Source organism: Micromonospora sp. BS32, from assembly GCF_059089345.1.
Map to the genome: position 1 here is coordinate 280,187 of NZ_JBSSHR010000003.1, position 14,206 is coordinate 294,392.

General features: G+C 72.1%; 12 protein-coding genes. 1 reads left to right on the forward strand and 11 read right to left on the reverse strand.

What is annotated here, in order from left to right; translation table 11 throughout:
- Positions 1-2 precede the first annotated feature (2 nt).
- From AC5RWQ_RS06830 to AC5RWQ_RS06880, 11 genes are all read right to left on the reverse strand, one after another.
- Positions 3-884 carry a potassium-transporting ATPase subunit C gene (locus AC5RWQ_RS06830; protein WP_494281875.1) on the reverse strand — a complete coding sequence of 294 codons (882 nt, stop codon included), beginning with the start codon at positions 882-884 and terminating at the stop codon, positions 3-5.
- 2 nt (positions 885-886) lie between these two features.
- Positions 887-3,091, reverse strand: coding sequence for a potassium-transporting ATPase subunit KdpB (kdpB, locus tag AC5RWQ_RS06835; protein ID WP_494281876.1), 2,205 nt, complete (start codon positions 3,089-3,091; stop codon positions 887-889).
- A gap of 20 nt (positions 3,092-3,111) precedes the next feature.
- A complete protein-coding gene (kdpA, locus tag AC5RWQ_RS06840) occupies positions 3,112-4,767 on the reverse strand; it encodes a potassium-transporting ATPase subunit KdpA (protein WP_494281877.1) in 1,656 nt (551 codons plus the stop codon).
- A complete protein-coding gene (kdpF, locus tag AC5RWQ_RS06845; protein ID WP_036343797.1) occupies positions 4,767-4,856 on the reverse strand; it encodes a K(+)-transporting ATPase subunit F in 90 nt (29 codons plus the stop codon). The genes kdpA and kdpF overlap by 1 nt, the downstream gene beginning before the upstream one ends.
- A 353-nt stretch (positions 4,857-5,209) precedes the next feature.
- Complete coding sequence (locus AC5RWQ_RS06850; protein WP_494281878.1) at positions 5,210-5,890, reverse strand: TcmI family type II polyketide cyclase; 681 nt, start codon at positions 5,888-5,890, stop codon at positions 5,210-5,212.
- Between the two features lie 59 nt (positions 5,891-5,949).
- Positions 5,950-7,176, reverse strand: a complete 1,227-nt coding sequence (locus tag AC5RWQ_RS06855) for a cytochrome P450 family protein (protein WP_494281879.1) — start codon at positions 7,174-7,176, stop codon at positions 5,950-5,952.
- A complete protein-coding gene (locus AC5RWQ_RS06860; RefSeq protein ID WP_494281880.1) occupies positions 7,173-7,466 on the reverse strand; it encodes a putative quinol monooxygenase in 294 nt (97 codons plus the stop codon). The genes AC5RWQ_RS06855 and AC5RWQ_RS06860 overlap by 4 nt, the downstream gene beginning before the upstream one ends.
- A 23-nt stretch (positions 7,467-7,489) precedes the next feature.
- Positions 7,490-9,760 (reverse strand): FAD-dependent monooxygenase, encoded by a 2,271-nt coding sequence (locus AC5RWQ_RS06865; RefSeq protein ID WP_494281881.1) that lies wholly within the window; start codon positions 9,758-9,760, stop codon positions 7,490-7,492.
- A 292-nt stretch (positions 9,761-10,052) separates the two neighbouring features.
- Complete coding sequence (locus AC5RWQ_RS06870; protein ID WP_494281882.1) at positions 10,053-11,687, reverse strand: MFS transporter; 1,635 nt, start codon at positions 11,685-11,687, stop codon at positions 10,053-10,055.
- On the reverse strand, positions 11,681-12,376 hold the full coding sequence (locus AC5RWQ_RS06875; protein ID WP_494281883.1) for an SDR family NAD(P)-dependent oxidoreductase: 696 nt from the start codon (positions 12,374-12,376) through the stop codon (positions 11,681-11,683). Before AC5RWQ_RS06875 ends, AC5RWQ_RS06870 begins: the two co-directional genes overlap by 7 nt.
- A 174-nt stretch (positions 12,377-12,550) precedes the next feature.
- Positions 12,551-13,258, reverse strand: a complete 708-nt coding sequence (locus AC5RWQ_RS06880; protein ID WP_494281884.1) for an SDR family NAD(P)-dependent oxidoreductase — start codon at positions 13,256-13,258, stop codon at positions 12,551-12,553.
- Between the two features lie 102 nt (positions 13,259-13,360).
- On the opposite strand from AC5RWQ_RS06880, the gene AC5RWQ_RS06885 reads away from it, so the two are divergent.
- Positions 13,361-14,191, forward strand: a complete 831-nt coding sequence (locus tag AC5RWQ_RS06885) for a helix-turn-helix transcriptional regulator (protein ID WP_494281885.1) — start codon at positions 13,361-13,363, stop codon at positions 14,189-14,191.
- Positions 14,192-14,206: the final 15 nt, after the last annotated feature.

Genomic DNA, 14,206 nt, shown 5'->3' on the forward strand with positions numbered 1-14,206 from the left:
GTTCAGCGGGCGGGGAACGTCTCGTCGAGGGCGAGGTTCAGCTTCAGCACGTTCACCCCGGGGGCGCCCATGAAGCCGAGCGTCCGGCCGGTGGTGTGCGCGGCGACGAGGCGGCGGACCTCCGCCGGGTCCGCGCGGCGCTCCCGCGCCACCCGGGCCACCTGGATCTCGGCGTACGCCGGGCTGATGTGCGGGTCGAGGCCGCTGCCGCTGGCGGTGACCGCGTCCGCGGGCACCGCCGGGTCGGCCGGAGCGTCGCCCCGGACCGGGACGATCACGCCGCCGGCGGCGACGTAGTCCTCGCCCGGCTTCGCCGGCTCCACCGGCACGCCCTGCCAGGAGGCGACGAACGGGGTGGCGGGGGCGGCCTGGTTGACGCTGACCGCCCGGGTGACCGGGCCGGTGAGCCCGTCGCGGTGGAACACCGCCAGCACCGCGCCGACCCCGTCCGGGGTGCAGTAGGGCCGCCGCCCGTCGACGCCGTCGAGCTGGCCGACGGCAACGCTGCGGGCGCAGACCTGGGTGAGCAGGCTCTGGGTCGACTCTTCCGGGTCGGTGGCGATGGTGTCGACCACGCTCTCCGGGCCGAGGTTGGAGGCCGCGGTGGCGGTCGGGTCGTAGCCGTCGCCGGCCGCCGACGGGCGGGACTGGAAGTAGCGCGGGACGGGGTTGCCGTCCGCGTCGGTGAAGGACTGGCCGATCAGGGTGCTGCCGACGGTCCGGCCGTTCGCGATGACCAGCGAGCCGTCGGCGTGGGCGTCGAGGCCGGGCAGCCGGCCGACGGCGACCAGGGCCAGCGGGTACGCCAGCCCGAGCAGCACGGTGAAGACCAGCAGCGCGCGCAGCGCGGCGAGGTGGGTGGAGAACCAACTGGGAATACGCATGGTCAGATCCCTGGGATGAACTGGATGAGCAGGTCGATGAGCTTGATCCCGATGAACGGCACCACGATGCCGCCGAGGCCGTAGACCAGCAGGTTGCGGCTGAGCAGCGCCGACGCCGCCGCGGGTCGGTAGCGCACGCCGCGCAGGGCGAGCGGGATCAGCGCGATGATCACCAGCGCGTTGAAGATGACCGCGGCGAGGATCGCCGACTCGGGGCTGTGCAGCCGCATGATGTTCAGCGCGTCCAGCGAGGGGTAGATGCCGGCGAACATCGCCGGAATGATCGCGAAATACTTCGCCACGTCGTTGGCGATGCTGAACGTGGTGAGGGCGCCCCGGGTGATCAGCAGTTGCTTCCCGATCTCCACGATCTCGATCAGCTTGGTCGGGTCGGAGTCGAGGTCGACCATGTTGCCGGCCTCCTTCGCGGCCGACGTACCGGTGTTCATCGCCACGCCGACATCCGCCTGGGCCAGGGCCGGTGCGTCGTTGGTGCCGTCCCCGGTCATCGCGACCAGCCGGCCGCCCTCCTGCTCCTTGCGGATCAGCGCGAGCTTGTCCTCCGGGGTGGCCTCGGCCAGGAAGTCGTCCACCCCGGCCTCGTCCGCGATGGCCTTCGCGGTCCGCGGGTTGTCACCGGTGATCATCACGGTCCGGATGCCCATCCGGCGCATCTCGTCGAACCGCTCCCGCATGCCGGCCTTGACCACGTCCTTGAGGTGGATGACGCCGAGGGTCCGGGCCACCTGGCCCTCGATGTGCTCGGCGACGACGAGCGGAGTGCCACCGATGCCGCTGATCTCGTCGACCAGCTGCCCCACCTGCTCGGTGGGGTGGCCGCCGTTCTCCCGGACCCACTTCATCACGGCCGCGGCGGCGCCCTTGCGGATCCGCCGAACCGGCTCGGTGGCCCCGCCGTCGACGCCGGTGTCGGGGGTGAGGTCCACGCCGCTCATCCGGGTCTGCGCGGTGAACGGCACGAAGGTGGCGTGCGGGATGAGGCCCGGTTCCCGCTCGCGCAGGCCGAACTCGTTCTTGGCTAGCACCACCACCGATCGACCCTCGGGGGTCTCGTCGGCGAGGCTGGAGAGCTGGGCGGCGTCGGCTACCTCGGCGGCGGTCACCCCCTCCACCGGAAGGAACTCGGCGGCCTGCCGGTTGCCCAGGGTGATCGTGCCGGTCTTGTCCAACAGCAGGGTGTTCACGTCACCGGCCGCCTCGACCGCCCGACCGCTCATGGCGAGCACGTTGCGCTGGACCAGGCGGTCCATGCCGGCGATGCCGATCGCCGACAGCAACGCCCCGATGGTGGTCGGGATGAGGCAGACCAGCAGGGACACCAGCACCACGCCGGTCACGCCCGCGTCGGTGATCGCACCGGTGTCCGGGGCGGCGGCCTGGTACTGCTTGGCGAAGATCGCCAGCGGCTGGAGCGTCACCACGGCCAGCAGGAAGATGATGGTGAGCGCGGCGAGCAGGATGTTCAGCGCGATCTCGTTCGGGGTCTTCTGCCGGTTCGCACCCTCGACCAGTGCGATCATCCGGTCGATGAAGCTCTCCCCCGGTTTCTGGGTGATCTTGACGACGATCCGGTCGGAGAGCACCTTCGTCCCACCGGTGACCGCGCTGCGGTCGCCGCCCGACTCCCGGATCACCGGCGCCGACTCGCCGGTGATGGCCGACTCGTCCACGCTGGCGATGCCCTCGACCACGTCGCCGTCGCCCGGGATGATCCCGCCCGCCACGACCAGGACGACGTCGCCCTGCTTCAACTGCGGCGCCGGGACGTCCTCGGTGCGGTAGGCACTCGGGGCCATGCCCGGGGTCCAGCCGATAAGGCGGGTGGCGACGGTGTCCGTCTTCGCCTTCCGCAGGGCGGCGGCCTGCGCCTTGCCCCGACCTTCGGCGACCGCCTCGGCGAGGTTGGCGAAGATCACGGTCAGCCAGAGCCAGACGGTGATCGCGAGTGCGAACACCGAGGGATCGGCCACCGCCAGGACGGTGGTGAACGCGGCGCCGATCTCGACGATCAGCATCACCGGGTTGCGCCACAGGGTGCGCGGGTCCAACTTGCGCAGCGCGTCCGGCAGGGACCGGATCAGCTGCTTCGGGTCCAGCAGGCCACCACCCCGGTTGCCCTGGGTGGCCGGTGTGCCGGCGGTCGCGGCGTCCGCCGTACCGTGCGGTGCCGGCGTGGAGGTGGTCATGTCGTTCTCTCTCATGGTGGTCACAGCCCCTCAGCCAGGGGGCCGAGCGCGAGCGCGGGCAGGAAGGTCAGCGCGACGAGGATCACCGTGACGCCGACGACCATGCCGACGAAGAGCGGTCGGTGGGTCGGCAGGGTGCCCTCGGAGGCGGGGGTGGGTGCCTGGCGGGCCAGCGAGCCGGCCAGCGCGAGCACGAAGACGATCGGCAGAAACCGGCCGAGCAACATGCACAGCCCCAGCGCGGTGTTCCACCACGGCGTGTTCACCGTGATGCCGGCGAAGGCCGAGCCGTTGTTGTTGCTCGCCGAGGTGAAGGCGTAGAGCACCTCGGACAACCCGTGCGGTCCGACGTTGGGCGCGGTCGAGTTGTTGCCGGTCGCGAACGCGGCCGCGGTGCCGGTCAGCACCAGCGCCGGGGTGATCAGGAAGTACAGCGAGGCGAACTTGATCTCCCGTGACCCGATCTTCTTGCCCAGGTACTCCGGGGTGCGGCCGACCATCAGACCGGCGACGAAGACGGTGATCACCGCAAGGATGAGCAGGCCGTAGAGGCCGGAGCCGGTGCCGCCGGGCGCGACCTCGCCGAGCATCATGTTGACCATCGTCATCATCCCGCCGAGCGAGGTGAACGAGTCGTGGAACGAGTTGACTGCGCCGGTCGAGGTCAGCGTGGTGGCAGCGGCGAAGGTGGCCGAGTTCGACACGTCGAACCGCACCTCCTTGCCCTCCAGCGCCGCGCCCACCGCCTGCGGCACGGTGCCGTGCCCGGCGAGCTCGAAGACGTTGGTCAGGGCGATGCTGACGAACGCCAGGATCCCCATCACGGCCGCGATCGCGTAGCCCTGCCGGTTCTGCCCGACCATCCGCCCGAAGACCCGGGGCAGGCTGTACGGGATCAGCAGGATCAGGAAGATCTCGATCCAGTTCGTCCAGGCGGTCGGGTTCTCGAACGGGTGGGCACTGTTGACGTTGTAGAAACCGCCGCCGTTGGTGCCCAGTTCCTTGATGATCTCCTGGCTGGCCACCGGCCCGCCGGTGATCGTCTGCGAGCCGCCGGTGAGGGTGCCGACGTCGGTGCCGGCCGATAGGTTCTGCACCGCGCCGCCGATCATCAGCACGACCGCGCCGAGCACCGCGACCGGCAGCAGGATCCGCAGGGTGATCCGGGTCAGGTCGACCCAGAAGTTGCCCAGCTCGCCGGTGCGGCTGCGGGCGAAGCCACGCACCAGCGCGACCACGACGGCGATGCCGACGGCGGCGGAGACGAAGTTCTGCACCGCCAACCCGGCCATCTGCACCAGGTGGCCCATCGTCGACTCACCCGAATACCACTGCCAGTTCGTGTTGGTCACGAACGACACGGCGGTGTTCCAGGCTCCGTGCGGGACCACCGGGTCGAAGCCGAGCGAGAGCCACAGGTGGTTCTGCAGCCGCTGGAACGCGTACAGGAAGAGCACCGAGACGGCGGAGAAGGCGAGCACGCTGCGGGCGTAGACGCCCCAGGACTGCTCGGCGGCCGGGTTCACCCCGACCAGGCGGTAGATCCCCCGCTCCACCCGGGACTGCCGGGTGCCGGAGACCACCCGGAACATGTGGTCGCCGAACGGCTTGTAGGCGGCCACCAGCGCGGCCACCAGCGACAGGACGAAAATGACGCCGGCTGTTGTCGTGGTCATCAGAAGCGCTCCGGGAACAGCAGAGCCACGACCAGGAACACACCCAGGCCGATCGCCAGCACCAAGCCGACGGCGTTGACGGCGCTCACAGCTTCTCCACACCCCTCACCACGAGGGCGAGCGCCGCGAACAGCCCCACCGTCACCAGTACGAACACCACGTCAGACACGCTGACTCCTCTTACCGGACTCATTCGCCGCGACCGCCTTCCGGTCGCGCCGGGCAATCAAAGCGCCGCGCCCTCCGATCGGACAGGGTCCATAACGCGACCGTGACGGCGAGCGGCGGTTTCTTGACGCGGCTTTCACGTCGGGGTCGGGTCCGGCAGGGTGATGGGGGCCATCGCGCCCAGGGCACGCCCGGGCGGTCCCACCACGCGAACAGTGCGAGCCCTCGGGGCTCGCACTGTCGGGTGTCCGGTTGTCGGTGGGGCGACGCCCCCTCAGTCCTCGGCGCGCCAGCGGTAGAACACCTTGGCCACCGCGTCCTCCGGGCCGCGCCAGGTGTCCGGCCGATAGGCGCTGATGTACGGGCTCAGGTCGTCCATGATCTTGGCGAAGGCGGGCCGGTCCTGGTGGTCCCGCGTCGCGTCGGCGAACGGCTCCCCGACCCGCTCCACCACGTGCACGTAGAGGTCGTCGATCGAGTACAGCCAGCGTCCGGTGACGCCCAGCTCGACCGGGAGCGACCCGGCGTCCGAGTCGGCGAAGATGCGCGCGACGTCGGGCTCGGCCCCCGGCTTGATCCGCGCGACGATCACCGTCCGGTCCGGCTCGGTACCGCCCAGGTCGGGCGCCGACGTCGGGTCCGGCTGCCAGTGGTAGAACTCCTTGGCGACGGAGTGGGACGGGTTCTGCCAATACCTCGGGTACGGCGTCACGTACGGGGCGATGGCTTCGGCGATCTTCTGGAACGCGGGCAGCCCACGGGTCTGGCCGGACACCTTCGGGTCCTCCCTGCGCTCGATGAGGTGGATGTAGAGGTCGTCCAGGGACAGCAGGGTCCGCCCGATCACGCCGAGGTCCTGCGGTCGGGTCGTCCTGTCGTAGTGGCCGAACACCTCGGCGACCCTGCCCTCGCTGCCGGGGACGATGTGGCAGACGATCACGTTCCGGAAGGTCATGGCTGCTCCTTGGCTTCAGTGGGTTGACCGGGGCGAGACAGGTGGGCGTGGCGGAAGGGCTATACGGCGAACCGGACCGGGAGTTCCAGCAGGCCACGGAACGGCGACGCCGCCGGCAGCCGGTGCAGCTCGGCGACCGGCACCCCGAGCCGCAGCTCCGGTAGCCGGCGCAGCAGCGCCCCGATGGCGATCTGCGCCTCCATCCGGGCCAGCGAGACGCCCAGGCAGTAGTGAACGCCGTGGCCGAAGCCGAGGTGCGGGCCGCGGACCCGGCGCAGCTCGAGCCGGTCCGGGTCGGCGAAGTGCGCCGGGTCGTGGTTCGCCGCGTTGATCGCCACGCCGACGATGGCGCCGCGCGGGATGCATACCCCCTGGTACTCGACGTCCTCGGTGGCGACCCGCGGGCTGGCCACCGGCAGCGGGCCGTCGAAGCGCAGCAGCTCCTCGATCGCCGAGGGCAGCAACGCCGGCGTGGCGCGCAGCAGGTCGAGCTGCTCCGGGTGGGTCAGCAGGGCCACCACCGCGTTGCCGAGGAAGTCCGCGGTGGTCTGGTGGCCGGCGAACAGCAGCAGGAAGGTGGTGGTGACCAGTTCCCGTTCGGAGAGCTTCCCGTCCTGGTCACAGGCCTCGATCAGGGCGCTGACCATGTCGTCGGCCGGCTGGGCGCGCTTGGCCAGCACCAGGTCGGCGAGGTAGTGGTGCAGCCGCACCTGGGCCTCCCCCACCGCCGCCCGCTCCTGCTCCTGAGGGCGACGCGACGACCCGGACGTCCGGATCACCTGGGTCCAGTCGAGGACCTGGTCGTGGTCGGGCTTCGGTATCCCGAGCAGTTCGCAGATCACCGTCATCGGCAGCGGGATCGCGAAGTCGCGCATCAGGTCGGCCTGCCCCTGCGGGACGATCTTGTCGAGCAGGTCGTCCACGATCTGCGCCACGCGCGGCCGCAGCGCCTCGATCCGGCGCGGCGCGAACGCCTGCGACACCATCCGGCGCAGCCGGGTGTGCTCCGGCGGGTCCGCGTTGAGCATGTTCCGGTTCAACGCCTCCGAGTTCGGCCCGAAGATCCGCAGGTAGTGCTCGCCGGGGCCGTAGAGGTCCTTGGACAGCCGGGGATCGGTCAGTGCCGCCCTGGCGTCGTCGAACCTGGTGACCAGGTACGAGTCGAACCGCGGCGAACTGACCGGGCACACCGGCGCGTCCGCCCGCAGCCGGGCCAGGGCGGGGTAGGGATCGGCGGCGAACTCGTCGGTGTACAGCTCCGACGCGGGTACGACATGCTCGGTCATCTGCGCTCCTCGGGCTCGCTGCGCACGCTGTGCAGCACGTGGTAGGTGTGCCGTTGCGCGGATTCGCGCAGCTCGCGGATCACCCGTAGCAGGTGGTCCCGGTGTTCGCTGCGGCCGAAGGCGTCCAGCCGCTCGCGGTCCGCCCAGTCGCTGATGACCAGGTAGCTGCGCGGGTCGTCGGCGTCGCGGACCAGGTCCTGGTGCAGGCAGCCGTCCAGGGTGGAGATCCGCTCCGCCGCGGAGCGCCACTCCGCCTCGAACCGTTCCTCGCAGCCTTCCCGGGTCCGCATCGCGAGCACGGTGCGCACCCTCGTCATCGCGCGCCGCCGAACACCAGCTGGAGGTTCTTCCGGAGCGCGTCGGCGTCGATCGGCTGGCTGCGGAACCCGACGTGCCCGTCCGGGCGGACCAGGTACAGGCCGGTGCCGGTGACGCCGTAGGTGGCGCGGAACTCGCCCCCGGCGTCGCGCACCACGGGCGGGCCGAGCATCCACGGCACCCGGGCGTCCGGGCTGGCCAGCAGGTACGCGTCGAGCTCACCGGCCGCCTGCCGGCGGGCGTCGGTGCACAGTCCCTCCACCGCGGCCACGGCCGCCTCGTCGGCCGAGCCGTCCGCGTAGACCAGCAGCGTGTGCCGGGTGCCCCGGGTCAGCTCGTGCAGGCGCAGCGGGTGTCCGACGCCCCGCCGGTGCAGGCCGCCGACGTCCGGCGCGCGGTCGCCCGGCCGGGGGCCGTTGCGCAGGGCGTCCGGGGCGGAGACGACCTCACCGACCAGGGGGCTGTCCGCGTAGCTGAGCAGCAGGGACATCTCCTGGAGGAACTGGCGCTTGAGGTCCTCGCGGTCCAGCTCGTCGGTGAAGGCCAGTCGCACCGCACGCCCGACGATCTCCTCGCCCTCCGGACGCCGTTCGGTCTCGTAGCTGTCCAGCAGGCCGGGCGCGGCGATCCCCCGCACCGCCAGGGCCAGCTTCCACGCCAGGTTCCAGGCGTCCTGGATGCCGGTGTTCATGCCCTGGCCGCCCGCGGGCGGGTGCAGGTGCGCCGCGTCGCCGGCCACGAACACCCGGCCCTCCCCGTACCGGTCCACGATGCCGTGGCTGATCCGGAACACCGACGACCAGCGCAGGTTCGACGCCGTGGTCCCGGGCGGGGCCAGGTGGTCGAGCGCGGCCTGCACGTCGGCCAGCGTCGGCTCGGCGAGTTCCTCGCTGAACCCGGGCGGGGCGTCCTGCCCGCCGGTCTGGGCGAAGAACCGGGGCGGGGCCAGCGTGGCGATCCGGTACCGGGACCTGCCGCGCAGCGGTACGCAGACCAGCATGCCGTCCATCCGGCCGTCCGTCTCGTGCAGGAACCGGAGCAGGTGGCCCTCCGGCATGTCCCAGTCCACGTCGACGTCGCCGAGCATGAACAGCTGCGGGAACCGGCCCAGGCCACCGGAAAAGGTCAGCCCGAGCAGCTCGCGCACCCGGCTGTGCGCGCCGTCGCAGCCGACCAGGTACTTCGCCCGTACGGTCTCCTCGCCGCCGCCGGCCACGGCGAGGGTGGCCAGCACGCCGTCGTCGTCCTGGGTGAACGTGACCAGCTCGGCGCCGCGTCGCGGGCGGACGCCGAGCGTGGCCAGCCGTTCGGTGAGGATCCGCTCGGTCTCGTACTGCGGCAGTCCGAGGTGCGCGTACGGCAGCTCCGGCAGCTCCCAGCTCATCCGGTGGGTCTCCCGGCCGTTGACGAACACCATGTTCCCGGTCAGCCAGATCCCGGCGTCCATCGCGTCCCGCGCGATGCCCTGGTCGGCCCAGATCTCCATCGTGCGGCAGTGCACGCCGATCGCCTTGTCGGCGTGCGCGGGCGGCGCGGCCAGCTTCTCGACCACCCGGCAGTCGATGCCGCGCCGGGCCAGTTCGACGGCGGCGGTCAGCCCGGTGGGTCCCGCCCCGACGATGAGTACGTCCGTTGTCGTGTGCACGTCGATCTCCCTGCCCGTACTCGGTTCTCGCCTGGTCCTGGGATCCGCCGCGACGTGGAAGAGGCGGCGCCGGATGTCGAGGAGAAACGGCGCGATCGGCCCGGCCTCCTCCTCCGCGTGTGCCGGATCGGCGATCCAGCGGTGGAACTCGGCTTCGCCGCGCCATTCGGCGAAGATGTGGAAGACGTCGGACCCCCGCTCGCGCAGCAGGTCCTCGCGCAGGTACCCGGGCACCTCGGCCATCCGCGCGGTGACCTCGGGATAGCCACGGGCGAACTCCGCGTACCGGGAGGCCGGCACGGTGAGCTCGACGTCCACGAAGACCGTCGACCCCCGGCCCGCCGGCGCGTCGGCCATCACCCGGTAGCTCTCCGACCCGGCGGACTCCCGCAGCGGGCGCAGGGCGTCGGCGAAACGCGCCGCGACCGGCCCGCTCTCGTAGCCACGCAGCGCGGACTCGTCGGCCCATTCGGTGACGACGACGAACGAGCGCGGATCGTTGGCGTCCAGGAGGAGCTCACGCGCGAGGTTGCCGGGCAGCCGGCCGATCTGGCCGGCGACGGGCAACCACGCGGCCTCCACGGCGGGTTCGCACCCCGGGAGCGCGCGGATCCGGAGCATCGTTCTGATCATGCGGTCCCCCGTCACGGTGGGCGGGTCCCGACCGGTGGCACCCGGACCAGGACGTCGTCGTTGCACCCTGCCGGGGGTCGCGTCACCCTGCCGTCACCGGCGACCGGTGCGGGGTCGGCGATCGTTGACGCCACGGGGACGGGCCCTGGCGGTACGCGGGAACCCGAGCCCGCCCGCGCTCCGACGACCCCGGCGGCCCGCCGCAAGAAGCGGCGGGCCGGCTGGTGGACCGGCCAGGGCTACGGCTGATCCGTTGGCGTCCCGGTCACGGACCCGTCCGTCACGGCGTCTGGCCGCCGTCACCGAGCGTCCCGCCGGCGGCGGCCGGCAGCAGATGGCGCACGTCGGGAGCCCCCTCGGCGAGTTCCCTGGCCCGGTCCTCGGCCCGCTGATCGGTCTCCGTCAGCCGGCCGCCGTGCTGGCGCAGGTGCTCGTCCCAGGACGGCACCAGGTAGACCTCGGCGAACTGGTCCGGAGCCTCACCGGCGCGGAACAGCCCCCACCGCATCGCCCCGGTGCGCTGCCGGAAGCCGCGGATGTCGTCCATCACGGCCAGGAAGGCGGCCTCCCGGTCCGGTCGGACCGTGTAGGTGACCACCACCAGCACCGGGCCCACCCGGGGGTCGGGCTCGATCGCCAGTGCCAGCGGGGGCCGGTAGGTGGCCGGGTCCCGGTTCACCCCGCGCAGGTCGGGCAGCGGCCAGATCTGCGACGTCACCGCGCCGACCAGCATCAACGCGGCCGCCACCAGGAACGCGGTGACGAGCCCGGCCAGGTCGGCCACCACACCCCAGACGAGCGCCCCGACGGCCTGCCCGCCGCCCTGGACCACCTGGTAGAAGGCCAGTCCGCGGGCGCGTACCCAGCCGGGCAGGAACAGCTGGATCTCGGCGTTGACGTTGGCCAGCACGGTCACCCAGGCCACCCCGGCCGGCAGCAACGCGACCAGCACCACCGGGACGATCCGGACCGACGCCACCACGATCAGCACCACGCCGTACGCCGCCCCGGCCACCAGCAGGAACTGGTTGGCGGTCAGCCGGGTGCGGATCCACGGCAGCAGCAGGCCGCCCAGGATGGCGCCGATCCCCAGGGCGGCCAGCAGCAGGCCGTAGCCGCTGGAGTCCAGCCCGAGTCGACGGGCCGCCACCAGCGGCAACAGCGCCCACAGTGCGCTGGCCGGGATCACGAAGACCAACGCGCGGCGCAGCAGCCGGCGGACGGTCGGCGAGTGCCGCACGTACCGGCCACCGGCGCGGAGCGCGGCGGTGAACCGCTCGGGCACCTCGACCGCGCGGGCGTCGCCGGGTCGCCACCGGACCAGGGCCACCGCGAACACCCCGAACGCCACCGCGTTGAGGGCGAAGACCGGGGCCACCCCCACCCGGGCGATCAGTACACCGGCGGCGGCCGGCCCGACGGCCCGGGCGACGTTGACGCTGATCGAGCCCAGCGCCGAGGCGGCCCGTACCTGGTCGCGCGGCACCAGTTCGGGGATCACCGCCGCCCAGGCCGGCAGGGTGAGCGCCTGCCCCACCCCGAAGGCGAAGGTGAGCGTGAGCAGCAGCGCCGGCGGCATTCGGCCGGTCGCCGTGAGCAGCGTCAACGTCGCCGCCACGACGACCAGGTAGAGCTGCACCCAGATCAGGAGGTGCCGTCGGTCGAAGGTGTCCGCGAGCGCGCCCGCCGGCAGGGCGAGCAGCAGCATGGGCAGCAGGCTCGCGGTCTGCACCAGGGCGACCAGGGTGGAGGCGTTCGGCTGGTGGATCAGCAGCCACTGCGCGCCGACCGTCTGCATCCAGGTGCCGATGTTCGCGGCGAGCAGCGCCAGCCACAGGCTGCGGTAGACCGCCGTGCGCAGCGGCGCCCACGCCGAGACTACGGGCTCGGCGGTGGTGCCGGGGGCCGTTACCACCGCCCGTCCGCGCGCAGCACGCGCTCGCCGGAGACGTACAGGTCGTCGGGGGCGAGCTGGAGCAGCCGGACGACCTCGACGGCGACCTGCTCGGGCAGGGCGTAGACCTCGTCGAGGAACTCGGCGCCGACCCGCTCCTGCAGGCGGGTCGGCATCGGCCCCGGATGCAGTTGCATGACTTTGATCCGGTTGCTGTGCTGCGCCTCGGCCACCGACTCGACCAGGCTGCTGCCGTAGCTCTTGGTGGCCCGGTAGACCGGGATGCCCGGGCGGGCCTTCGTCACCGCCATCGCGCCGATGTACACCAGGTTGCCGAAACCCTGCCGGTGCAGGTGGTACAGGGCCTCCTTGAACACGTACGTGGCGCCGAGCGCGTTCACCTCGACCGCCCGCCGGATGTGCTGCGGGGAGAGGTCCGCCAGGTCGCCGCCCGCCCAGATCGACGCGCAGGTGGCGACGCCGTGGACCGGGCCGTACCGGTCGACCACCTCGGCGAACGCCTCCCGTACCTGGTCGTAGGAGGAGACGTCGCAGACGATCCCGCAGCAGCCGAGGCCCTCGGTCATCGTCGCGACCTCGTCCGGCAGGTCACCGAGGACGGCCACCTGGTGCTCGTCGACGAGCAGGCGGGCCACCGCCAGGCCGAGGCCGCTGGTCCCGCCGACCACGATGAAAGTCCTGGCGCCCATGCCTCTCCAGTCGCCTCAGGCACCAGCCGGTTCGCAGGTGCATGGCGGCGGCCTTCCCGTTTCGCGGGGATCCACACCGATGGTGGCGGCGGGCAAGGCATGTTGCCGGTTCAGCAAGACAGCCCGGCGCTTCCCCCGGGCTCCGGGCGGTCCAACTTCAGGCTCCCCTGCCTGCTACCAGGGCAGGGCGCCTTCGGCGCTGGAGTAGCCGCCGGTCGGACCGTCGGGACCGACCTGCGCCATGCGCACGATGATCTCGGCGCCCTCCTCGACGGTCTGGGTGCCCGTGCGCATGTTCAGGTCTGTCGCCGTGTAGCCGGGCTCCACCGCGTTGATGCGCATGTTCGGGAAGGCCTTCGCGTACTGCACGGTGATCATGTTGACCGCGACCTTCGACGCCGGATAGGCGACCCCCGGGTACGCGTACGTCGGGCCGCCCTGGGTGGTGACCCGGGCCATCGAGGCCAGGCCGCTGCTGAGGTTCACCACCACCGGGGCGGCCGAGCGCTGCAGCAGCGGCAGGAACGCGTGGGTCACGCGCACCAGGCCGAAGACGTTCGTCTCGAAGGTCTCCCGCATCATGTCGGCGGTCACCTCGGCGGCGCCGATGACGCCGCCCTCCGGCGTCCGCCCTTCCACGCCGGCGTTGTTGATCAGCACGTCGAGTCCACCGTCGGCCTCGACAGTCCGCACCGCGGCCTCGACGGACGCGTCGTCGGTCACGTCGAGCAGCAGCATCCGGGCGCCGAGCTGCTCGGCGGCCTGCCGCCCGCGTTCGGCGTCCCGGCTGCCGACATACACGGTGTGACCCGCGGCCACGAGTCGACGGGCAGTCTCGAAACCGAGTCCCTTGTTTGCTCCGGTGATCAATGTGGTGGTCATGGGCCCAGCCTAGGAACGGGTCGTGCCGGCACCGGTCGTTCCGGTTTTCCTGGGACTGCCGATACCAGCCAGTTCCGCGGCGGGCGGGGCAGACTGGTGGGCATGGAGTTCGGGCGGGCGGTGCGCCGTTGGCGTGACCAACTTTCGCCCGCGACCGTCGGGGTGCCCGCCGACGGACGGCGGCGCGCGCTGGGGCTGCGCCGTGAGGAGCTGGCCCTGCTGGCCGGGATCTCCGTCGACTACCTCACCCGCCTCGAACAGGGCCGCGCGTCCCACCCGTCGGCCCAGGTGGTCGAGGCACTGACCCGGGCCCTGCGATTGTCGTCAGGCGAGCGCGCCCACCTGTTCCGATTGGCCGGGCTGGCTCCGCCGGGTCAGGAGGCGGTACCCGCGACGATCACCCCGAGTGTGCGGCGGCTGCTGGACAGGCTGACCGGGACGGCGGTCGCGGTCTACGACGCGTCCTGGACGCTGCTGGTGGCCAACCCGGCGTACGGGGCGCTGATGGGCGACCCGTCCGAATGGCGTGGCACCCAGCGCAACGGCGTGTGGCGACACTTCCTCGGCCCGGGCGGCCGGGTCCGGCACACGCCGGAGTCACGGCGCGGATTCGAGGCTGCGCTGGTCGCGGACCTGCGCGCGGCCGCCGGCCGTTATCCGGCCGACGAGCGGCTCCGGCGGCTGGTGGCGGAGCTACGGGCGCACAGCGACCGCTTCGCGGAGCTGTGGGAGTCCGGCGTCGTCGGCCGGCACGAGGCCGCGCGCAAGACCATTGATCATCCGCAGCTCGGCGCGCTGACGCTGGACTGCGACGTGCTGACCGTCGCCGGCAGCGATCTCCGCATCATGGTCTACTCGGCCGAGCCCGGCACGGCGGACGCCGAACGCCTCGCCCGGCTCACCGCGCTCGGTACCGGCGCCCTCGCCGGGTAGCCGGACCCGGGGTGG